General features: G+C 67.4%; 15 protein-coding genes and 1 pseudogene. 8 read left to right on the plus strand and 8 right to left on the minus strand.

Annotated features, from left to right (window positions below; translation table 11 throughout):
• Window positions 1-4: 4 nt before the first annotated feature.
• Window positions 5-973, minus strand: coding sequence for a LysR family transcriptional regulator (locus tag KPB06_RS29080; protein WP_059585023.1), 969 nt, complete (start codon window positions 971-973; stop codon window positions 5-7).
• Window positions 974-1,337: 364 nt separating this feature from the next.
• Here KPB06_RS29080 and KPB06_RS29085 point away from each other — a divergent pair, with 364 nt between their 5' ends.
• From KPB06_RS29085 to KPB06_RS29100, 4 genes are all read left to right on the plus strand, one after another.
• Window positions 1,338-2,513: an HPP family protein gene (locus KPB06_RS29085; RefSeq protein ID WP_060009364.1), complete on the plus strand. Its 1,176-nt coding sequence runs from the start codon at window positions 1,338-1,340 to the stop codon at window positions 2,511-2,513.
• A gap of 123 nt (window positions 2,514-2,636) precedes the next feature.
• A complete protein-coding gene (locus KPB06_RS29090; RefSeq protein WP_059585021.1) occupies window positions 2,637-3,050 on the plus strand; it encodes a MarR family winged helix-turn-helix transcriptional regulator in 414 nt (137 codons plus the stop codon).
• Window positions 3,051-3,064: 14 nt separating this feature from the next.
• Window positions 3,065-4,852, plus strand: coding sequence for a chloride channel protein (locus KPB06_RS29095; protein WP_124862131.1), 1,788 nt, complete (start codon window positions 3,065-3,067; stop codon window positions 4,850-4,852).
• Between the two features lie 486 nt (window positions 4,853-5,338).
• Window positions 5,339-5,671, plus strand: a complete 333-nt coding sequence (locus KPB06_RS29100) for a hypothetical protein (RefSeq protein ID WP_179231799.1) — start codon at window positions 5,339-5,341, stop codon at window positions 5,669-5,671.
• Window positions 5,672-5,761: 90 nt separating this feature from the next.
• Here KPB06_RS29100 and ppnP read toward each other — a convergent pair whose 3' ends face one another.
• Window positions 5,762-6,082, minus strand: a complete 321-nt coding sequence (gene ppnP, locus KPB06_RS29105) for a pyrimidine/purine nucleoside phosphorylase (RefSeq protein ID WP_040140021.1) — start codon at window positions 6,080-6,082, stop codon at window positions 5,762-5,764.
• A gap of 173 nt (window positions 6,083-6,255) precedes the next feature.
• Window positions 6,256-7,158 (minus strand): LysR substrate-binding domain-containing protein, encoded by a 903-nt coding sequence (locus tag KPB06_RS29110; RefSeq protein WP_099317534.1) that lies wholly within the window; start codon window positions 7,156-7,158, stop codon window positions 6,256-6,258.
• Between the two features lie 182 nt (window positions 7,159-7,340).
• On the opposite strand from KPB06_RS29110, the gene KPB06_RS29115 reads away from it, so the two are divergent.
• From KPB06_RS29115 to KPB06_RS29125, 3 genes and pseudogenes are all read left to right on the plus strand, one after another.
• A complete protein-coding gene (locus KPB06_RS29115) occupies window positions 7,341-8,525 on the plus strand; it encodes a M20 aminoacylase family protein (protein ID WP_099317535.1) in 1,185 nt (394 codons plus the stop codon).
• A gap of 42 nt (window positions 8,526-8,567) precedes the next feature.
• The gene (locus tag KPB06_RS29120) at window positions 8,568-9,896 is read left to right on the plus strand and encodes an MFS transporter (RefSeq protein ID WP_059585016.1); all 1,329 of its coding nucleotides are present in this window, start codon (window positions 8,568-8,570) and stop codon (window positions 9,894-9,896) included.
• A gap of 239 nt (window positions 9,897-10,135) precedes the next feature.
• Window positions 10,136-10,261, plus strand: a pseudogene (locus KPB06_RS29125) (cysteine hydrolase); the annotation flags it as partial.
• 225 nt (window positions 10,262-10,486) lie between these two features.
• Here the strand turns inward: KPB06_RS29125 and KPB06_RS29130 are convergent.
• The 5 genes from KPB06_RS29130 to KPB06_RS29150 form a co-directional block, all read right to left on the minus strand.
• Window positions 10,487-11,593, minus strand: a complete 1,107-nt coding sequence (locus KPB06_RS29130; protein ID WP_059639570.1) for a porin — start codon at window positions 11,591-11,593, stop codon at window positions 10,487-10,489.
• Window positions 11,594-11,656: 63 nt separating this feature from the next.
• Window positions 11,657-12,076 (minus strand): DoxX family protein, encoded by a 420-nt coding sequence (locus tag KPB06_RS29135; RefSeq protein ID WP_060310849.1) that lies wholly within the window; start codon window positions 12,074-12,076, stop codon window positions 11,657-11,659.
• A gap of 173 nt (window positions 12,077-12,249) precedes the next feature.
• The gene (locus KPB06_RS29140) at window positions 12,250-13,527 is read right to left on the minus strand and encodes a cytochrome c (RefSeq protein WP_059585013.1); all 1,278 of its coding nucleotides are present in this window, start codon (window positions 13,525-13,527) and stop codon (window positions 12,250-12,252) included.
• A gap of 2 nt (window positions 13,528-13,529) precedes the next feature.
• Complete coding sequence (locus KPB06_RS29145; RefSeq protein ID WP_059585012.1) at window positions 13,530-15,149, minus strand: GMC family oxidoreductase; 1,620 nt, start codon at window positions 15,147-15,149, stop codon at window positions 13,530-13,532.
• On the minus strand, window positions 15,149-15,652 hold the full coding sequence (locus KPB06_RS29150) for a sugar dehydrogenase complex small subunit (RefSeq protein WP_059639572.1): 504 nt from the start codon (window positions 15,650-15,652) through the stop codon (window positions 15,149-15,151). Before KPB06_RS29150 ends, KPB06_RS29145 begins: the two co-directional genes overlap by 1 nt.
• A gap of 310 nt (window positions 15,653-15,962) precedes the next feature.
• Between KPB06_RS29150 and KPB06_RS29155 the strand changes: the two genes are divergently transcribed.
• Window positions 15,963-22,010 (plus strand): alpha-2-macroglobulin family protein, encoded by a 6,048-nt coding sequence (locus KPB06_RS29155; RefSeq protein WP_275905798.1) that lies wholly within the window; start codon window positions 15,963-15,965, stop codon window positions 22,008-22,010.
• Window positions 22,011-22,016: the final 6 nt, after the last annotated feature.

Here is a 22,016-nt window from a genome sequence, read left to right on the forward strand (position 1 = left end):
GCGGTCACGCGCGCAGGCGGCCGCCCGGCATGTGCTCCGTCGTCAGCCGGTCGAGCTCGCGCAGATCGTTTTCCAACGCGGGCGTGAGCGTCGTACGCAGGTGATCGAGGAAGGTGCGGATCTTCGCGTCGAGATAGCGGCGTGTCGCGTAGACGGCATAGACGCTCACCGTCTGCAGCCGGTACGCCGGCAGCACGCGGATCAGGCGCCCTTCGCGGATATCGTCGAGCACCGTATACAGCGCCACGCACGCGATCCCGCGCCCGGCACGCACCGCGACGCACAGCGCGTCCGGCACGTTGACCTGGAACGGCGCCGGCTGCAGCTCGTAGACGGTTTCCTCGCCGTCGCCGCGCTCCAGGCGCCATTCGCTGGCCGGCGACGCGGGCGTGTCGAGGCGCAGGCACACGTGGTTCGGCAGGTCGTCGGGCGTCTGCGGCGTGCCGTGCCGCGCGAGGTATTCGCGCGACGCGACGAGCACGCTGCAGCTCGTGCCGCAGATCTGCGCGACATAACCCGAATCGGGCAACTGCGACGCCGTCACGATCGACACGTCGTAGCCCTCCTCGACCAGATTCGGCATCCGCTGCGCCAGCGTCAGCTCGACCGACACGTCGGGGTTGTCCTCCTGGTACCGGACGATCGACGACACGACATGACTCTTCCCGAGCCCCGTCATCGCATGAATGCGCATCTTGCCGCTCGGCCGCAGCAGCGCGTTGCGCGCCTCCGCGTTCGCGTAGTCGAGCTCCGCGAGGATCGATTTCGCGCGCTCGAAATAGCGCTCGCCGCTTTCGGTCAGGCCGAGATGGCGGGTCGTGCGATGCAGCAGGCGTGTCTGTACGTGGGCTTCGAGATTCGAGACCGCGCGCGACACCTGGGCGGTGGTCGCGTCGATTTCCTTCGCGACCGCGGTAAAACTGCCGGCTTCGACAACGCGCACGAACAGGCGCATGTTTTCGAGCATGTCCATTGAATTGGCTTGGGGAGAGTCAGTGGGGAGACGTCGGCGGCGCTCGCGTCAGGTGGGTAACGGAACGCGGGCGCGAAGAGCCACGTCGAATCGAGCGCCGTGCCGGGGAGAAGGCGGGAGAGCGGGCATCGAGGACAGGGTTCTGGCATGACGGGGGAATCGAGTGCGCCGAATTGTACGCCGCTGCGGACAAATTTGCGCGGTTACGCGCGCACAAGCTCCCATCCGATGAAAGGTTTTCGCAAGATTCGTGCATCACGCGCGGCCAACGCGCCTGATGCGGCGCGACAATTTGTATCACAACACGATATAATCCCGCGCTTGTCGCCGCGCCTCCGCGTTGCCGTTTTTACCGCTTACCCCCATGTCGCCAGGCTCCTCCCCGTCGCGCCGCACGTTGCGGCAATGGCTGCACAGCTTCATTCCCCATCCGATGGCACTCGGCTGGCGCGAGCGCCTGCGCTCGTGCACCGGCGCGCTCGTGGGCATTGCGACGGTCGGCGTCACGATGCGGCTATTGCCCGGCGTGCCGGGCCTCGTGCCGCTGCTCGTCGCGCCGATGGGCGCGTCGGCCGTACTGCTGTTCGCGGTGCCGGCGAGCCCGCTCGCGCAGCCGTGGTCGATCATCGGCGGCAATCTCGTCGCGGCGACAGTCGGCGTCGCGTGCGCGCAATGGATCGCCGATCCGATCACGGCCGCCGCGGTCGCGATCGCCTGCGCGATCGGCGGGATGTTCGCGCTGCGCTGCGTGCACCCGCCGTCGGGCGCCGTCGCGCTCACGGCCGTGGTGGGCGGCCCCGCGATCCATGCGCTCGGCTTCGGCTTCGTCCTTCAGCCGATCGCGCTGCAATCGGCGATCCTGCTGTCGGCCGCGCTCGTCTATCACGCGCTGACCGGGCACCGCTACCCGCACGGCGGCGTGCGCGCCGAAGCGAAACCGCAGGCCGGCGGCGCCGCGCCGACGCGCGGCGGCTTCACGCGCGGCGACCTCGACGCGGTGCTCAAGCGCCGCGGCGAATGGCTCGACGTCGATCCGGACGATCTCGAAACGCTGCTGCGCGAAACCGAAATGCAGGCTTATGCGCGCACGTTCGGCCAGTTGAAGTGCGCCGACCTGATGACGAAGAACGCGATCGAGGTCGCGCCGTCCACGTCGATCACGGCCGCGCTCGCGCTGCTCGACCGCCACCGCGTGAAGGCGCTGCCCGTGGTCGACGGCGAAGGCCGCCTGACCGGCATCGTCACGCGCGCCGACCTCACGCGCCCGTTGCGCCGTTCGACCCCGCTGTGGCAACGCCTGTCCGCACGATTGCCGCGATCGTTCGGCGGCCAGCCCGCGAGCGTCGCGTCCGTGATGACGCGCGACGTCGCGGCGGTGCCGGAAACGATGCCGATCACGGCGCTCGTGCCGCTGTTCACGCATTCGGGCCACCACCATATTCCGGTCGTCGATGCGTCGCGCCGGCTCGTCGGCATCATCACGCAGACGGATCTCGTCACGGGCCTTTATCGGCAGACCCAAATGCTCGAGGCCGCGTAGCGCACGCCCCGTCACTGTCCGCGGAACGCGAAACGTGAAACGCGCCCGTTCCGCCCGATTTCGTCCATTTATATCACGTTATGATATATTTACCGCCACCGTAACCGAATGCCCGCCCCACCGATGAACGATACCCGACGCGCACTGACGAAAAGCGATTTCCAGCAACTGTCCGAGTTCCGCTACCAGATGCGCCGCTTCGAGCGCTTCTCCGAACGTGCCGCGCAAAGCGAAGGCGTGACGCCACTGCAATACCTGCTGCTGCTGCACATCAAGGGCTATCCGCATCGCGAATGGGCGACCATCGGCGAACTCGCGGAACGCCTGCAGGCGCACCACCACGGCGTCGTGGCGCTGGTGACGCGCTGCGAAGCGCTCGGACTCGTGAAGCGCAAGCCGAGCGAAGCCGACCGCCGCCAGGTCGAAGTCCACCTCGAAGCGGCCGGCGAAACGCTGCTCGCCCGTCTCGCGGCCATGCATCGTGCCGAGCTGAAGTCGCTCAAGGGCACGTTCCAGGTCCCCCAAATCGATTACTGACCCCTGCCACTTCGATGAACGCACCGCACAAACGCGATTTCTCGACCAACGAACGCCTGCCCAGGATCGCGTTGCTTGCCGCCGGGATCGGCCTGCTCAGCACGCTTGCCGCGTTCGTGCTGTTGAGCCTGATCCACCTGTTCACGAACCTGTTCTTCTTCCAGCAACTGTCGTTCGCCGACCGTTCGCCCGCGAACAACACGCTCGGCGCATGGGTGATCGCGGTCCCGGTGATCGGCGGGCTGATCGTCGGCTTGATGGCGCGTTTCGGTTCGGAAAAGATCCGCGGCCACGGCATTCCCGAGGCGATCGAGGCGATCCTGTTCGGCAAGAGCCGGATGTCGCCGAAGGTCGCGATCCTCAAGCCGCTGTCGTCCGGCGTCGTGATCGGCAGCGGCGGCCCGTTCGGCGCCGAAGGCCCGATCATCATGACGGGCGGCGCGCTCGGCTCGCTGATCGCGCAATGCGTGCACGTGACCGCCGCCGAGCGCAAGACGCTGCTCGTCGCCGGTGCGGCCGCCGGCATGACGGCCGTGTTCGGCACGCCGGTGGCCGCCGTGCTGCTCGCGGTCGAACTGCTGCTGTTCGAATGGCGTCCGCGCAGTTTCCTGCCGGTCGCGCTCGCGTGCGCGGTGGCCGGTTTCGCCCGCGCGGTGTTCTTCGGCGTCGATCCGCTGTTTCCGCTGACGACGGCCGCGCCGACGCCCGTCGCGCTGCTGTCGTGCATCGTCGCGGGCGTGCTCTCGGGCCTGCTCGCGTGCGGCTTGTCGGCCGCGCTCTACCGCGTCGAAGACGCCTTCGCGAAGCTGCCCGTGCACTGGATGTGGTGGCCGGCGATCGGCGCGATCGCGATCGGCGTCGGCGGCTGGCTCGAGCCGCGCGCGCTCGGCGTCGGCTACGACGTGATCGGCGACCTGCTGCACCAGCACATCGCGCTGAAGATCGCGCTCGCACTGCTGATCGTGAAGGCCGTGATGTGGGTGATCGCACTCGGCTCGGGTACGTCGGGCGGCGTACTGGCCCCGCTGCTGATGCTCGGCGCCGGTCTCGGCACCGTGCTGTCGCCGGTACTGCCGGGTGGCGATCCCGCGCTGTGGCCGCTCGTGTGCATGGCCGCGACGCTCGGTGCGACGCTCGGCGCCCCGCTCACCGCGATCGTATTCGCCTTCGGTCTCACGCACGACACCAACGCGCTGCTGCCGCTGCTCGCGGCGACGCTCGTCGCGCACGGCTTCGCGACCATCGCGATGAAACGCTCGATCATGACGGAAAAGATCGCGCGCCGCGGCTACCACATCTATCGCGAATACGGTGTCGATCCGCTCGAGCGGCACGACATCGGCGAAGTGATGACGTCGGCCGACCGGCTCGTCGCGATCGACGGCGCGGCCACGCTCGATACCGTCGAAGCGCAATACTTCGGCGCGAAACAGACGCACCGTGCGTACCCGGTCGTGCAGCACGGCCGGCTGCTCGGCCTCGTCGATCGCGCGACGCTCGATGCACAGCGCGCGCAGGCCGGCGCCGACACGCCGATCTCGGCCGCGTTCGCCGAGCGCGCACCGGCCGTCGCGTTCGCGCACGAAACCTGCCGTGTCGTCGCGTCGCGCCTTGCGATGCTCGGCCTCGAACGCCTACCGGTGGTCGCCGACGAGCAATCGCTGCGCATCACGGGCATCGTGTCGCGCAGCGACCTGATCAAGCCGGCGCTCCAGCACTTCGACGACGAACAGAAGCGCGAGCGCTTCCGTCCGGTCGTTCCGGTCAACCTGCGCGACGTCGGCTCGCGCAAGGCCGGCTGACATCACCCGCGTGCGCGGCGCTCTGCCGCGCGCATCGCTTCCTCGCCCGCGCACTGCTCCACGATGCGGCGCGCCCGTGGCGCGCCGCATCGCCTCACTCCGTTGCTTTCACCCGTTTAAAGTTGGTTAACAATCCCGCCGACGAAAGTTTGTCATCATCGTGCTCATGCGACGGGGCCATCCATCAGCCATTCCACTTCGTCATCCGATAAAGAGTCGCGGCGCGGCATGCACGCACATGCCGCCCGCCGCGGCCATCACCCCACCACACCACCATCGGGCAGCGCGCCGACCGACGCATGACGTCGAGCCGTACACGACGCATGCCGCGCCGCAGCAACATGCGCAGCATTCGAGCCGCCGTTTGGCAAGCGCGTTAACAACTTGTTTCGGAATGACCGGAACCGTGCGTGCCCAACGCGATCTCACTTGCACGCAGCACTGCTGCGCATCCCACTCAATCAATCACGACTCGAGGGAGATAACGTGAACGTGAAATACTTACCGCTCATCGCATTGACCGTGGCAATTTCTGCTCATGCGGCCGAACCCGCCGTGCAGAACGTGGGACAAAGCCAGAAAGCAGCGCCGGACGTCTCGGCATGCATCGCCAAGACCTGGGCCGACAAGTCGCAACAACAAGTGATCTCGCAAAACGTGCTGGCCAACGGCCTCGCGACCGACGTGTACGCACCGGGCCAGCAGCCGCCGAACGGCGCCGCCGCGATGGTTCGTCCGTCGTGGAAGCCGGATGCGAAGACGTGGGTCGGCGTGCGCGGCGACGCAGCGGCCGCCGGCGACATCAGCGCCTGCCTGTAACGAAGGCTGGCGCACCGGATGGCCTTGCGCCATCCGCTTGCAACGGGCCCCGCTTCGGCGGGGCTTTTTCTTTGCCGCGCGAAAAGCGCGTTACAGGTAGCTGCACACGTAGTCGAGCGTCTCGATCACCTCGATGTCGAAGCGGCTCTTGCCCGGCACCGAGAACGATTCGCCGGCGCCGTAGGTCTGCCATTCGCTGCTGCCGTCGAGTTTCACGCGGCACTTGCCGGCCTGCACTTCCATCAGTTCGGGCGCATCCGTGCCGAAGTTGAGCGCGCACGGCAGGATCACGCCGAGCGTCTTGCGCGTGCCGTCCGGGAAGAGCACGGTATGCGACACGCACTTGCCGTCGAAATAGACGTTCGCGCGCTTGACGACCGATACGTTGTCGAATTGGGTTGCACTGGTCATGTGATGCCTCTGATTGCTGGATGCCGGATGGCGATGGATTTGAAGGCCGGCCGAAGCGGCGGGCCGGCCGCTATGATACCGGCTCGCGCGGCGGGCGCCGCAATGGTACGCGGCCAGCGCGTGCCGGCCCCAGGATCGTCAGGATCACTACGCGATCCGCGCAAGGCGCCCTTTCATCGCAGCCCCTTGCGTCGCGCGGAATCGCGCAGGCAATCGAGCAGCATCGCCGCGGCCGGCGTCAGCGGGCTGTCGCGGCGCGTGACGACCTGCACCGATACGCCCGGCAAGCGCTCGCGAATCGGCAGCACCGCGAGCTGGTCGCGCGCCCATTCGCCTTGCAGCAACTGTTCCGGCATCGATGCGATCAGGTCGCAACGCGTCATCAGGCTGTGCGCGAGACCGAAGCTCGGGCATTCGACGACGCGCGCCGGCACCGGCAGCCCGTACGCGACGAACGAGTTGAACAGCACCTGCGTCGAGCTTTCCGGCGACGGATTCATCAGCCAGTCGGCCTCGACGAGATCGGCGAGCGACGTGGCCGACGCGAGCGGATGCCCTTTGCGCGCGACGATCAGCGAACGGCTCGCATAGAGCTCCGCATGATCGAACTCGGCCGCCAGCAATTCGGGCACGACGACCACCACCGCAAAATCGAGCGAACCGTCGTGCAGGCGCGGCAGCGCGACACCGGGAAACCCTTCGATCAGGTTGACGCGCGCCACTGGAAAGCGGCGCCGGAACGCACGAAACGCGTCGGGCAGGATCGTGACCGCCGCCGCCGGCGTGATCGCCGCCGAGACGGAACCCGTCATCGCCCCCTGCGCCTGCTCGATGTCGTCGCGGGCGCGCTGCATTTCGGCGACGATCAGCCGCGCGCGCACCTGCAACTGCTGGCCGAACGCGGTGAGTTGCACGCCGCGCGCGGTGCGCACGACGAGCGATACGCCGAGCGCGATCTCCAGTTCCTTGACCGCCTTCGTCAGCGCGGCCGGCGACACGTTCAGGCGCCGCGCGGCCGCGCGAATGCTCCCTTCCTCCGCGGCGGTGACGAACGCTTTCAGCTGATGGTATTTCATGGGGCGATGCGTGATCCGTGGAAACCCTGTGCGCCGTACCGCGCAGGGGGTTCAGGGTATTCCCGAGCGGCAACTGACGGTGTGCACCAAAGCAATTTAGCAGCTTCTGGTACGCAAAAGAAATTTATATGCTTGGTCGTCATATGCGCGTCAAATGCCCCACCAGCCCCACAGGAGACACCATGCTGCAAGCCGTGAACCCCGTCATCCCCGGCATCGCCGCGATCGCCCCCGAGCTCGTCGAAGTACGTCGCCGCATCCACGCCCATCCCGAACTCGCATTCGAAGAGACGCTCACGAGCGACCTCGTCGCCGAACTGCTCAGCGGCTGGGGCTACGACGTGCATCGCGGCATCGGCAAGACGGGCGTGGTCGGCGTGCTGCGCGAAGGGCAAGGCACGCGCACGGTCGGCCTGCGCGCCGACATGGACGCGCTGCCGCTCGCGGAAACCACCGGCCTGCCGTACGCCAGCCGCCATGCGAACAAGATGCATGCATGCGGCCATGACGGCCATACCGCGATGCTGCTGTGCGCGGCACGCCACCTCGCGGCCACGCGCCAGTTCTCCGGCACGCTGAACCTGATCTTCCAGCCGGCCGAGGAAAACTTCGGCGGCGCGAAGGCGATGATGGACGACGGCCTGTTCGACCGTTTCCCGTGCGACGCGATTTTCGCGATCCACAACATGCCGGGCCGCGCGGCCGGTGACATGGCGTTCCGCACCGGCGCCGCGATGGCGTCGGCCGACCGCGTGACGATCACGCTGCGCGGCGTCGGCGGCCACGGCGCGATGCCGCATTTCGCGCGCGATCCAATGTCCGCCGCCGGCAGCATCATGGTCGCGCTGCAGACGATCGTCGCGCGCGAGGTCGATGCGCAGCATGCGGCCGTGATCACCGTCGGCAGCGTGCAGGCCGGCGAGACGTTCAACATCATTCCGGAAACCGTCGTGATGAAACTGTCGGTGCGCGCGCTGAACGCGGACGTGCGCGCCCTGCTCGCGCGCCGCATCGAAGCGCTTGCGAGAGGCCAGGCGGAAAGCTTCGGCGTCACCGCGGAAATCGACTACGACTACGGCTATCCGGTACTCGTCAATCACGCGGAACCGACCGCGTTCGCGGCCGGCATCGCGCGCCAGATCCTCGGCGCGGAACGCGTCGAAACCGAAGCGGCGCCGCTGATGGGCAGCGAGGACTTCGCATTCATGCTCGAGGCGCGCCCCGGCTGCTACGCGTTCATCGGCAACGGAGTCGGCAGCAAGGGCGGCTGCATGGTCCACAACCCCGGCTACGACTTCAACGACGACATCCTCGCCATCGGCGCGAGTTACTGGGTTCGCGTCGCCGAAGCCTGGCTCGCGGCCTGAACGCCCTTCACCACGCAGTTTCGCGCTAACCGGGAGAACCCCATGGAAACGTCCGCCCTTCCGTTCGCCGGCACGCCGGTCGATGCCCGCGCCGCCGCGAGGAAACGCCGGCTGATCGCGGCCGCCGCCGTCGGCAACGCGCTCGAGTTCTACGACTTCACCGTCTACAGCTTCTTCGCGATCCTGATCGGCAAGCTGTTCTTTCCGGTGCATTCGTCGTTCGGGCAACTGATGCTCGCGGTCGCGAGCTTCGGTGTCGGCTTCGTCACGCGTCCGCTCGGCGGGCTCGTGATCGGCATGTATGCGGACCGCGCCGGCCGCAAGAAGGCGATGATCCTCACGCTGCTGCTGATGGCGCTCGGCACCGCGACGATCGCGGTCGCGCCGACCTTCGCGCAGATCGGCATCGCCGCGCCGCTGCTGCTCGTGCTCGCCCGGTTGTTGCAGGGCTTCGCGTCGGGCGGCGAAGTCGGTGCGTCGACGACGTTGCTGCTCGAACAGGCGCCGCAGCATCGGCGCGGTTTCTATGCGTCGTTCCAGTTCTCGAGCCAGGGGCTCGCCGCGCTCGCGGGCGCGCTCACCGGCGTCGCGCTGACGTCGACGCTGACGGCCGCGCAACTCGAAAGCTGGGGCTGGCGCGTGCCGTTCATCATCGGCACGCTGTTCGTGCCGCTCGGCTACTGGCTGCGCAAGACCGTCGAGGAAGTGCCTGCGGCCGCGCCTGCTGCTGCCGCGCATGCATCCGGGGAAAAGGTCGCGTCGCTACCGCTCGCCGACGTGCTGCGTCATCACGGCAAGGCCGTGTTCGCAGGCCTCGGCGTGACGATCGGCGGCACGTCGATCCACTACATCATCGTGTTCTACATGGCGATCTACGGCGTGCAGGTGCTGCACCTGCCGACGTGGCTGTCGATGACGGCAGGCTGCGTCGCCGGTGCGATCCTGATGCTCGTGACACCGATCGGCGGCCATCTGTCCGACGTGTACGGGCGCAACCGGATCGTATGGTGGACGCGCATCGTGCTGATGGCCGCGATCTACCCCGCGTTCATCGCACTGAATCGCTGGCCGGGCGCCGCGTCGCTGCTGTCGATCATCGCCGCGCTGTCGATCGTGCATGCGATCAACATCGGCGCGACGGGGGCGATGCTCGGCGAGTTGTTTCCGCGAGCGGTGCGGGCGACCGGCGGTGCGCTCGTGTATAGCGTGGGCGTCGCGATCTTCGGCGGCTTCGCGCAGTTCTTCGTCACGTGGCTGATCGCGGCGACCGGCAATCCGAATGCGCCGGCGTGGTATGCGATCGGGTGTGGTGTCTTCACGCTGCTCGCGATTCGCTGCATGGACGAGAAGGCGGGGAAGGCGCTCGATTGAGCGTTGGCCGGTGCGCGGCACGCGAAGCGTCATTGACCTTGCGCGCGCCCATCGGGCATCATCGACCAATGCACAACGCCACGATCATCCTTTCGACGACCACGCGCACGACCGCCTTCGGCGGGCCCGTGCGGCGAGTGCGCGCAAGATCGTAGCGTCACCGATTCCCACAGGCCCCGCCGGTTCCGGACGGGGTCTTTTCGTTTCTCCGTCTGCATCGGCCACTCAGGAGAAACGCCATGTCCGAAGCCCCTTCCCCGAAACGCGCGCTGCTCGTGATCGACATGCAGGTCGAGCTGTTTCATGGTCCCGATCGTCCGCATGACGGCGAACGCGTGCTGGCCAACATCAATCGGCTGATCAACGCACGTTATCGGTAGCACGATGCGTAACGCCAGCTATAAGACTCGCGGCGAAAAGATGAATGGGCGATGCCCGGCAGCCATATAACGGCCTGCGGCAGGCCCGGCGCACCTCGATCTGCGCGCCGGCGCTGATGTGCACGTCACAATGATCCGGCAACGCCGTAAACGCAAAAAGGCACGGAGCTTCATCGCCCATGCCTTTTTCCCCTACACGAACCACCTCACTCAGAACGTATGCATCATCCCCACATACGCGCCGGTCTGCGACTCGCCCGTCATCGGACTCGTCCCTGACGTCGCATCGCGCGGCGACGCAATCAGCGAAAAGTTCGAATTGCCGCCATTCCGCACATACGCGACCGTCCCATACAGGAACGTGCGTTTCGACAAGTTGTACGTGGTGCCGAGCACGTACATGATCGCGTGACCCGACGGATCGTGCGACGCATCGCCGCCGCCGTCGCCCACCTTCACGTAGTACCCGCCGCCCGTCACCGCCCATTGCGGCGTCGCCGTATACGTCGCACCGAGCCAGTAATGATCGGCACGATCGGCCACCCCCGCCGGGCTGTCCGGCGCCTGGTAGTGCGTATATGCCCCCTGGATCTTGAACTTCGACACCTTCACGTTCGCCCCGACGAAGTACTCGCGCGACGCGGTGAAGATGTTGCTGAACTTGCCGTTGTTGTCGCGCAGTTCGTCGTAGATGCCGCGCACGTCGAGCACCGGCGAGTGGTACGAGATCATGATCCCGTCCGAGCGGCCGAAATCGTCGGCCGCACCGTAGTTGAACCCGCGCGACTGGTTGCCGAACGCGTATTGCGCCTGCACGTCGAAGCCGCCGATCACCGGGCTGTGATATTCGATGTTGTTGCTGCTTTGCGGCCAGTTGCGACCGCGCACGAGCGACGCCGACGAAAACGCCTGCTGGACGAACGGATCGAATTCCCACACGCCGTCGCTGTCGATGAACAGGTTGCGGCCGGCCTGCAACTGGCCCCACGTGTCGCTCTTCAGCCCGACGTATGCGCGCCGTGACCACATGCGCCCGCCGCCCGTCTGGCCGTTCATCACCTGGAACGCGGTTTCCAGGTTGAAGACCGTCGACAGCCCGCCGCCGAGATCCTCGACGCCCTTCAGCCCGAACATGCTGGTGCCCCAGTCGCCGCTTTCCGCGCTCCAGCGCGTGCCGCTGCCGCCGTTCGGCTTCGCGATGTGGTTCAGGTATTCGACGCCGCCGTCGATCCGGCCGTACAGCGTGACGCTCGTCTGTGCAAACGCAACCGCCGGCGTGGCGGCCGCAAGCAGCCATGCAAGGTATTTGAGTCGCAAAATGATGCCCCCTCGAAGTCTCGACCGTCCGACGCGCGCCCCATGCACGCGCCTCGGGTCTGCTTAGCCGCGATCGATCGAAAAACGTCCGGGGCCGGCCGCGCAGAGCGCGAGCAAGCCGCCCGAGATCGCGATGTTCTTGTAGAAGTGAATCATGTTGTTGATCTGCTCGCCGCCCGTCATCGTCCAGTAGTGATGGCCGATGATGCCGGTGCCGATCGTATACAGCGCAAGCAGCAGCGCGAGCGCGCGCGTCTGGAAACCGACGAGGATCGCGATCCCGACGAACAGCTCCATCACGACGGAGATCGCCGCCGAGATGATCGGCGCCGGCGCGCCCTCGCTACCCATGAACGCGATCGTACCGGAGAAGTCGACAATCTTCTTCCAGCCGAACATCACGAACAGGATCACGAGCAGAATGCGGGACAGCAGCAGCAGCACATCGCGCTGGGACGCGAGAAACGGTTGATTCGGTGTCATGGTGTGATCAACGAAAACGATGCGCGCAGCCGCACGCACCGGATTGCCTGTGAACCGGAGCGGGCGGCCATCCGCGCCGCCCGCTCCGCTCTGCAACAACCGGCATCGGGACCCGCCCGATGTGCTGTGCTCCTCCTCTTTTATGTTGTCGCCCTGCTTCGTCGCGCGCCGCGTCAGCGCAGCTTCGCGACGTCCTGCTCGGTCACCTTCGCGGCCGGATTGCCGAACTGCCCGGTCAGGTAGTTCGTCAGCGCGGCGATCTGCGCATCCGACAGCTCGTGGCGGAACGCCGGCATCCCGACGTCCTCGCTACCGGCCTTGCGCTGCACGCCGTTCAGGATCACCTGCACGAGGTTGGTCGGATTCGACGCGCCGACCGTCGAGTTGTGGAACAGCGGCGGGTAGTAACCGTCCGGCGTGCCCTTGCCCTGCATCTGGTGACAGGTCGCGCAGTTGCCGAGATACAGCCGCGCCGGATCGATACCCGACGACGCGAGCGCGACGCCGCGCAGCTTCAGGCCGTCCTCGGCCGGCTTGCCCCACGACGAGCGCGACTGCTTCGCGTCGCCGCTGGCCACGGCCGGCACCGTACGAATGTACGTCGAGATCGCGCCGATGTCGGCTTCGGTCATCTTCGAGAAGCTGTGCTCGATCGCCTCCGCCATCGGGCCGGCTGCCTGCGCGAGGCCCGGCACGCTGCCGGTGCGCAGGTACTGGACGAGCTGCTGCTGCGTCCAGCCGCCGATCCCCGCGTTCGGGTCGGACGTGATGTTGTAGCCGTCCCAGCCCGCGAGCACCGAGCCCGACAGGAAGCTGCCGCCCGTTTCGTCGAGCGACTTCTCCTGCATCGCGATGCCGCGCGGCGTGTGGCACGTGCTGCAGTGCGCGAGGCCCTGCACGAGATACGCGCCGCGGTTCCACTCGGCGCTCTGCTCGGGCTTCGGCTGGTACACGCCGTCCTTCAGGAACAGCCAGTTCCAGATCTTCAGCGGCCAGCGCATGCTCAGCAGCGCGGGGATCTCGTTCTTCGGCGGCGCCTGCTTGACCGGTTCGACGCCGTGCATGAAGTACGCGTACAGCGCCCGCACGTCGTCGTCGTTGATCTTCGCGTACGACACGTACGGCATCGCCGGATACAGGTTGTCGCCGTTCTTCGACACGCCGTGACGCACCGCGCGCTCGAAATCGTCGAACGTCCAGTTGCCGATGCCCGTGTCGGGATCGGGCGTGATGTTGCTCGTATAGATCTTGCCGAGCATCGGCACCGGCATGCCGAGGCCGCCCGCGAACGGCTTGCCGCCTTTCGCGGTGTGGCAGGCCATGCAGTCGCCGGCGACCGCGAGGTATTCGCCGCGCTTGACCTGCGCCGGATCGGCCGAATCGGCCGCGCGTGCGAGGCCGGGCAACGCAAGGCAGCCGGCCAGGAGGAAGGTGAGAGTAGATTTCCGCACGGTCAGACTTCCTTCTTCAGCGTGTCCGACATCCGCAGCGCGAGCGCCGCGATCGTCAGCGTCACGTTCACCGTACCGACGGTCGGCATCGTCGAGCTGCTCGAGATGAACAGGTTCGGATGGTCGAACGTGCGGCAGTCCTTGTCGACGACCGAGTCGCGCGCATCCGCGCCCATGATCGTCGCGCCGGTGATGTGGTTGTTCGGCGCGAACTCGTCGTTGAAGACGACGTCGGTGCCGCCGAGCACCTTCGCGGCCGTCGCGTAGACCTCGCGCGTGTGCACGGCGCCGCGCTTCACGTAATCGTCGATCGCATACGTGATCTCGGGGCGCGGGATGCCGATCGCGTCGGTGGCCGTCTTGCTCGGCACGATGCGATTCTCGGGCTGCGGCAGGATTTCGTGGAAGCAGTCGAACTGCACGTAGCGCGCGGAACGGTCGCGGATCTGCGCGTCGAGTTCCTCGTGCTTCATCAGCTTGCCGGCCTTGAAGATCTTCTGCGTCTCCTGGTTGATGCGCGACATGTTCGACAGATGGATCTTCTTCGCGGCTTCGGTCGCGCGGAACGGGCCGTCGCGGAAACCGATCAGCGACGTCATCTCCTGCGGGCCGCGGCCCGGCCACAGCTTCTCGCTCGCGTAGAACGACACGCCGGTGCCGGGGTGGTCCATCAGGTTGCGGCCGACCATGTCGGAGCTGTTCGCGACGCCGTTCGGGAAATCGCGGTTCGCGGACATCAGCAGGATCTTCGGCGTCTCGATGCCGTTCGCGGCGAGTACGAAGTACTTGCCCTCGACGCGATGGTCGGCGCCCGTCTTGTCCTTGTAGATCGCGGCGACGATGCGCTTGTCCGGCCCGGTCTCGAGCTTGTAGACCACCGCGCTGTCGATCAGCTTCGCGCCGGCCTGCTCGGCCTTCTCGACGTGGACGATGCCGTTGTACATCGCGCCGATCGGGCAGATCGGCATGCAGTTGTTGTTCCCGCAACAAGTCGGCCGGCCGTCGTACGGGCGGCTGTTGCGCGCGACGGGCTCGGTGACCACGTGGAACTTCGGGTCGTAGCCGTTCAGCGCGCTCTTGATGGTCTGCTCGTTGAACGACAACGGCAGCGGCGGCATCGGGTACGCCTGCTTGCGCGGCGAGTACAAATCTTCCTCGGGGCCCGGGCCCCACACGCCGAGCTCTTCCTCGGCGCGCTGATAGTAATGCTCGAGATCGTCGTACTGGATCGGCCAGTCGCGGCCGACACCGTACACCGTCTTCATCTTGAAGTCGTTCGGGATGAAGCGCCACGCCGACGCGGCCCAGTGCCACGTCGTGCCACCCACCGCGCGGATGTACTGCGAGTTGAACTTGTGCTCGCCCTTCAGGATCAGGTAGTCGTTCGGCGGGCCGTATTCCGGATGCGGGGCCCACGGGCTCGACGGGTACGGCGCCATGAAATCCGTCTTGTCGGGCTGGTTGCGAAAGCGCTCGACGATTTCCCAGCGCGGCATGCGCGGGCCGGCTTCCAGCAGGATCACGGACTTGCCCGCCATCGCGAGCTGGTGCGCGACGATCGCGCCGGCGACACCGGACCCGACGACGACGATGTCGGCCTTTTGCGTATCGGTATCGGCCATCAGGCTTGCCTCTCGATCGGTTTTTCGGCCCAGAAGCCGGGTTTGTTGGGGCAATACGAAGGGATCACGAGGGTATCGGACACCACGCTGAACATTAATGCTTCTTCGTAGGTAATCACGACATCGTCGACGATGCCGAGATACCACGCGCCGAGAATCGTCAATGCGAGCGATTCCTGGTCGGGATTCAGCGAGCCGGATGCGAGCGCGCCGGCAAGTTGCGGCAGGCTGTCGGCCGTCTTGAACGAGCCCTTCTGCAAGGCCTGCAGATAGCGCTGACCGGTCACGCGGCTCAGCCCTTTCTTGCCGGTCAATGCTTCGGAAAGCGTCATGAACGTATCGAGCGGCGCGGTGCCGGGATCGTCGGCCAGGGCCCGCAACGCCAGCGAGCCGGTGAGGCCCGCCGCCGTCAGCGCCAGTGCGCCCTGCAGCCATTGACGCCGCGTGATGCCGGTTGCGGCTGCGTCGTCACGACGCGATTGGGGGGTGTTGTCGTTGTGCATGTTTCCTTCTCTCGAACACCGGATTCGGGAAAACCACGCTTGATATTTCTCAAACATTGGCGCGGACCTGAAATGTACGCGCACAAATCGAATCGAACAATCTTTTTATAGTTCATTAAATGTTCCGCAATCCGGCGTAATCGACATTTCGCTGCATTTTTGTGTCGTCGACGCGACAAATCTGCGGCACGCCTGCCCGTGTCGCGCGCCGACCACACACTGCCCCTGCACGCCGCGCTGCGCGCGCACGGCGGTCGGTTAGAATCCCGTGCAATCAAACAGAAAGCTTCCCTCCGAGGGCAATCGAGCGATGAAGCAACGCGACAAGCACAACAAAGAAACCGACCAGACCAACCACACGGCCCGCCTGCTCTGGCGCATCGGCGCCGTCGCGGCGCTCGGCGGCGCCACGGCGCTGTCGCTGCACGCGGGCGCGGCGCGCACGGTGAGCGTGTCGCCGCAAGGCACCGTCACCGAAGTCCGGCAGAGCGTCGTCAAGTTCGACGAACCGATGGTCGCCTTCGGCTCGGCCTCCGCGCCGAATCCGGCGCGCATGACCTGCAACGATTCGACGGCCGCGCGCGGCCAGGGCCACTGGCTCGACGACAAGACCTGGGTTTACGATTTCGAAAGCGACCTGCCGCCCGGCGTGCGCTGCTCGGTCGCGCTCAACGACACGCTGCGCTCGGTCGCCGGCAACGCGGTCAGCGGCCCGCGTCGCTTCACGTTCCAGACGGGCGGCCCGTTTCCGGTGTCGGTGCGCCCCGGCTCGCGCGAGATCGAGGAGCGGCAGGTCTTCGTGATGAAGCTGAACGGCCCGGCCGAGCCGCGCTCGGCGCTCGCGAACATCTGGTGCGAAGCGGCCGGCATCGGCAACCGCATTCCCGTCACGGCGGCCGACGACGAGACGCGCAACGCGCTGCTCGATCACTTCGGCTGGAAGAAGGAGGCGGCGCGCGTGCTGACGCTGTCGTGCTCGCAGGCGCTGCCGGCGAGCGCGAAGATGCAGCTCGTGTACGGCAAGGGCGTCGCGAGCCCGAGCGGCATCGCGAACGACACCGAACGGCGCTTCGATTTCACCGTGCGCGCACCGTTCGCCGCGAGCTTCTCGTGCGAACGCGAAAACGCGAAGGCGCCCTGCACGCCGCTGCGCCCGCTCACGCTGTCGTTCAACGCACCGATCTCGCGCAAGCAGGCCGAAGCGATCAAGCTGCGCGGCCCCGACGGCTCGCTGTCGCCCACCTTCGCGGCCGACGATCGCAGCGAGGAAGTGACGACCGTCACGTTCAACCCGCCGCTGCCCGCGCAGGCCGGCCTGACCGTCGAGCTGCCGTCCGGCCTGCACGACGTGACCGACCGGCCGCTGTCCAATGCCGACCTGTTCCCGCTCGCGACGCGCACCGCGCCGATGCCGCCGCTCGCCAAATTCTCGTCGGGCACCTTCGGGATCGTCGAGCGCTTCGCCGAACCCGATACGCCCGCGCTGGTGCCCGTCACGCTGCGCAACGTCGAGGCCGACCTGCATATCGCCGGCCTCAATGCTGGCGGCGCGCAATTCGCGAACCTGAAGGTCGAGAACGACACCGCGATCCGCCAATGGATGCGCACCGTCGATCGCTTCGACAACTGGTCGATGACGGCCGGCTCGATCGACGACCAGATTCCCGGCCTGCTGGAACGCAAGGGCCAACACCCCGTGTACGTGCCGCTCGAGGCCGGCGAAAAGCAGCCCGCGCCGAAGAACCGCCGCATCGACGTGCGCTCGCTGTCGCTGCTGACGGGCGAGCCCGGCGCGCAGGTGCTGACGCTGCCGAAGGCCGACCCGAAGACGCTGCGCCCGTTCGAGGTGGTCGGCGTGCCGATCGACAAGCCCGGCTTCTACGTGCTCGAACTCGCGTCGCCCGCGCTCGGCCGCTCGCTGCTCGCGAAGCCGTCGAGCATGTACGTGCGCACGACCGTGCTCGTCACGAACCTCGGCGTGCACCTGAAACAGGGCCGCGAGAACAACCTCGTGTGGGTCACGACGCTGGACAAGGGCAAGCCGGTGCCGAACGCGCAGATCCGCGTGTCGGACTGCAACGGCGACGAGATCGCGGCCGGCAAGACCGACGCGCAGGGCCTGCTGAAGATCGACGGGCCGTTCGAGCCTAAGCGCGCGTGCAACGCGTCGGAAACCTTCAACGACTATTTCGTATCGGCTCGCGTCGACGATCCGAAGACGGGCCCCGACATGGCGTTCGTCAGCTCGGGCTGGAACCGCGGGATCGAATCGTGGCGCTTCAACGTGCCGACCGACACCGACAGCGCGCCGACCGTGCGCGCGCATACGGTGTTCGACCGCACGCTGCTGCGCGCCGGCGAAACCGTGTCGATGAAGCATTTCATCCGCACCGAGACGCTGCAAAGCCTTGCGTTCCCGTCGCAATACCCGACGCGCGTGACGATCCGCCACCTCGGCACGGGCCAGACCTACAAGCTGCCGCTCACGTGGGCGGCCGACCACAGCGCGGACTCGCAGTTCACGCTGCCGGCGGCCGCGAAGCTCGGCGAATACGGCGTCGAGCTCGAAGGCGGCCCGGAAGATGCGCCGACCGCCACCTACTACAGCGGCAGCTTCCGCGTCGAGGCGTTCCGCCTGCCGGTGCTGAAAGGCTCGATCGGCGCGCGCGATGCGCAGAAAAGCCCGCTCGTCGCCGTGAAGGAAGCGCCTCTCGCGGTGCAGATCGACTACGTGTCGGGCGGCGGCGCATCGAACCTGCCGGTGCAGGTGTCGGCGCTGATGAAGTGGGCATCGCCGCCGTTCGCCGATCGTTTCGAGGATTTCAGCTTCACGCCGTATCGTCCGGACACGAACGACGGCAACGCCGACGACGATGCGCAGGACGGCGACAACACGTCGTCGTCGGCATCGAGCAACGATCCCGACGCGACGAAGCTGATCGCCGACAAGCTGCCGCTGACGCTCGACCGCAACGGTGCGGGCACGGTCACGCTCAAGGGCCTGCCCGATGTCGACGCACCGAAGCGCATCGCGCTGGAGGCGACGTTCGCCGACCCGAACGGCGAGGTGCAGACGATCCGCGGCGACACGATCCTGTGGCCGGCCGCGGTGGTGGCCGGCATCAAGGCCGGCCGCTGGGTGTCGGTCGGCCAGCGCGTGCCGGTGCAGGCGCTGGCGGTCGACCTGCAGGGCAAGCCGCGTGCGTCGGTGCCGATCGAAATCAAGGGCATCGCGCGCATCACGACGTCGTCGCGCAAGCGGATGGTCGGCGGCTTCTATGCATACGACAACAAGAGCGATACGCGCGACCTCGGCGTGCTGTGCTCGGGCAAGACCGACGACAAGGGCCGCATGGCCTGCGACGCGACGCTCGATCAGGCCGGCAACGTGCAACTGATCGCGGTCGCGAAGGACGGCGACGGCCGCACGTCGAATGCGTCGACGTCGGTATGGGTCACGCGCGAGGACGAACTCTGGTTCGGCGGCGACAACACCGACCGGATCGACGTGATCCCCGAGAAAACGTCGTACGAACCGGGCGAAACGGCCCGCTTCCAGGTGCGCATGCCGTTCCGCTACGCAACCGCGCTCGTCGCGGTGGAGCGCGGCGGCGTGATGGAAACGCACATCGTCGAGCTGAACGGCAAGAACCCGACCGTCGACCTGAAGGTCGGCGAATCGTGGGGGCCGAACGTCTACGTATCGGTGCTCGCGCTGCGCGGGCGGATTCGCGAGGTGCCGTGGTACTCGTTCTTCACGTGGGGCTGGAAGGCGCCGGTCGAATGGGCGCGCGCGTTCTGGCGCGAAGGTCGGCACTATGAGGCGCCGACCGCGTTCGTCGACCTGTCGAAGCCCGCGTTCCGCTACGGGCTCGGCGAGATCAAGGTCGGCACCGGCGTGCATCGCCTCGGCGTGACCGTGACGACCGACGCGACGCGCTACACCGTACGCGGCAAGGCGCAGGCGCACGTGAAGGTCACGCTGCCGAACGGCCAGCCCGCACCGGCCGGCACGCAGATCGCCATCGCGGCCGTCGACGAGGCGCTGCTCGAACTGATGCCGAACAACAGCTGGGACCTGCTCGACGCGATGCTGCGCCGGCGCGCATACGGCGTCGAGACGGCCACAGCGCAGATGGAAATCGTCGGCCGCCGCCACTTCGGCCGCAAGGCCGTGCCGGCCGGCGGCGGGGGCGGCAGCGCGCCGACCCGCGAGCTGTTCGACACGCTGCTGCTGTGGAACCCGCGCGTGACGCTGGATGCCAACGGCAGCGCAACCGTCGAGGTGCCGCTGAACGACGCGCTCACGCGCTTCCGGATCGTCGCGATCGCGGCGGTCGGCCCCGACCGTTTCGGCACGGGCAGCACGTCGATCCGCAGCACGCAGGATCTGCAACTGATCTCCGGCCTGCCGCCGCTCGTGCGCGAAGGCGACGCGTTCCGCGCGCAGGTCACGCTGCGCAACACGACCGACCGCGCGATGCAGGTCGTCGTGACGCCGCGCGTGACCGGCCTCGACGTCGCGCCGCAGACCGTGTCGCTGGCGGCGAATGCGGCGACCGAGGTCGCGTGGACGATCACCGTGCCCGAGCAGGCGCTCGATGCGGCCGGTGCACTGAACTGGCGCATCGAAGCGGCCGAGCAAGGCGGCAAGCGCGCGTCCGATGCATTGGCCGTCGCGCAGAAGGTCGTGCCGGCGCTGCCGGTCACGGTGCAGCAGGCGACGCTCGCGCAGGTCGACGGCACGTTGACGGTGCCCGTCGCGGCCCCGGCCGGCGCGGTCGGCAACGCGCAAGGCATTCCGCGCGGCGGCATCGCCGTATCGCTGCAGTCGAAGCTCGCCGACGGCCTGCCCGGCGTGCGGCGCTGGTTCGAGCGCTATCCGTACCGCTGCCTCGAACAGCAGACGTCGCGCGCGATCGGGCTGCGCGACCCCGCCCAATGGCAGGCGCTGATCGCGCGCATGCCCGTCTACCTCGACAGCGACGGCTTGGCGAGCTACTTCCCGCCGTCGTCCGACGATTCGCACCACGGCAGCCCGACGCTGTCGTCGTACCTGCTCGTGGTGTCCGACGAAGCCAGCCGCCTCGATCCGCGCTTCGCGTTGCCGGAAGACCTGCGCACGCAGCTCGAGGCCGGGCTCGCGCGCTTCGTCGACGGCCGCATCGAGCGCAACGCGTGGGCGCCGCGCCAGGATCGCGACCTGCGCAAGCTCGCCGCGATCGAGGCGCTGTCGCGCTACGGCGCCGCACAGGGCCGCATGCTCGGTTCGATCGAGATCGCGCCGAACCAGTGGCCGACGTCGGCGGTGATCGACTATCACGCGATCCTGACGCGCGTGAAGGACATCCCGCAACGCGACGAGAAACGCGCGCAGGTCGACCAGATCCTGCGGGCGCGTCTCACGTACCAGGGCACGCAGCTCGTGTTCTCGACCGCGCGCGACGACGACCTGTGGTGGCTGATGACCAGCAACGAGACCAATGCCGCGCGTCTCGCGCTGGAATTCGCGGGCGACCCGGCATGGAAGGATGAAATGCCGCGCGTGACCGCCGGCCTGCTCGCGCTGCAACGTCAGGGCGCATGGCAGACGACGACGTCGAACGCGCTCGGCCTGCTCGCGGTCGAGCGCTTCTCGCGTACCTACGAGAGCACGCCGGTCACCGGCGCGACGAAGGTGGCGCTCGGCGGCGACGCGCGCTCGATCTCGTGGTCGCAGCCGGCATCGGCCGCGCCCGCCGATACGCCCGCGTCGGCCACGCCGGCGACCCGCGCGGCCGCCGCGCGCAGCGTGCTGATGCCGTGGCCGCGTGCGTCGCAGGGGCCGGCCACGCTGTCGGTCACGCAGGACGGCACCGGCCGCCCGTGGGCAACCGTCGAGAGCCTCGCGGCCGTGCCGCTGCGCGCGCCGTTCGCGGCCGGCTACCGGATCACGAAGACCGTCACGCCCGTGTCGCCGGCCGTCAACGGCGTGCTGACGCGCGGCGACGTCGTGCGCGTGCATCTCGACATCGATGCGCAGAGCGACATGACGTGGGTCGCCGTCAACGATCCGATCCCGGCCGGCGCGACGATCCTCGGGTCGGGCCTCGGCCGCGATTCCGAAGCCGCGACGCAGGGCGAGAAAACGCCCGACGGCGCATGGCCGACGTTCATCGAGCGCGACTTCGACGGCTACCGCGCGTATTACGACTATTTGCCGAAGGGCAAATTCTCGGTCGAGTACACGGTGCGGCTGAACAACGTCGGCACGTTCGGGCTGCCGCCGACACGTGTCGAGGCACTGTATGCGCCGTCCGTGTACGGCCTGTGGCCGAACCCGCCGATGACCGTGAAGCCGGCCGAAGCGGGCAAGTAACGAGAC

The organism is Burkholderia semiarida (genome assembly GCF_029268935.1).
Lineage (GTDB): Bacteria > Pseudomonadota > Gammaproteobacteria > Burkholderiales > Burkholderiaceae > Burkholderia > Burkholderia semiarida.

Coding starts and splice junctions, on each gene's coding strand:
- KPB06_RS29080 (WP_059585023.1), bottom strand. CDS start 973: ATGGACATGCTCGAAAACATGCGCCTGTTCGTGCGCGTTGTCGAAGCC.
- KPB06_RS29085 (WP_060009364.1), top strand. CDS start 1,338: ATGTCGCCAGGCTCCTCCCCGTCGCGCCGCACGTTGCGGCAATGGCTG.
- KPB06_RS29090 (WP_059585021.1), top strand. CDS start 2,637: ATGAACGATACCCGACGCGCACTGACGAAAAGCGATTTCCAGCAACTG.
- KPB06_RS29095 (WP_124862131.1), top strand. CDS start 3,065: ATGAACGCACCGCACAAACGCGATTTCTCGACCAACGAACGCCTGCCC.
- ppnP (WP_040140021.1), bottom strand. CDS start 6,082: ATGACCAGTGCAACCCAATTCGACAACGTATCGGTCGTCAAGCGCGCG.
- KPB06_RS29110 (WP_099317534.1), bottom strand. CDS start 7,158: ATGAAATACCATCAGCTGAAAGCGTTCGTCACCGCCGCGGAGGAAGGG.
- KPB06_RS29115 (WP_099317535.1), top strand. CDS start 7,341: ATGCTGCAAGCCGTGAACCCCGTCATCCCCGGCATCGCCGCGATCGCC.
- KPB06_RS29120 (WP_059585016.1), top strand. CDS start 8,568: ATGGAAACGTCCGCCCTTCCGTTCGCCGGCACGCCGGTCGATGCCCGC.
- KPB06_RS29135 (WP_060310849.1), bottom strand. CDS start 12,076: ATGACACCGAATCAACCGTTTCTCGCGTCCCAGCGCGATGTGCTGCTG.
- KPB06_RS29145 (WP_059585012.1), bottom strand. CDS start 15,149: ATGGCCGATACCGATACGCAAAAGGCCGACATCGTCGTCGTCGGGTCC.
- KPB06_RS29150 (WP_059639572.1), bottom strand. CDS start 15,652: ATGCACAACGACAACACCCCCCAATCGCGTCGTGACGACGCAGCCGCA.
- KPB06_RS29155 (WP_275905798.1), top strand. CDS start 15,963: ATGAAGCAACGCGACAAGCACAACAAAGAAACCGACCAGACCAACCAC.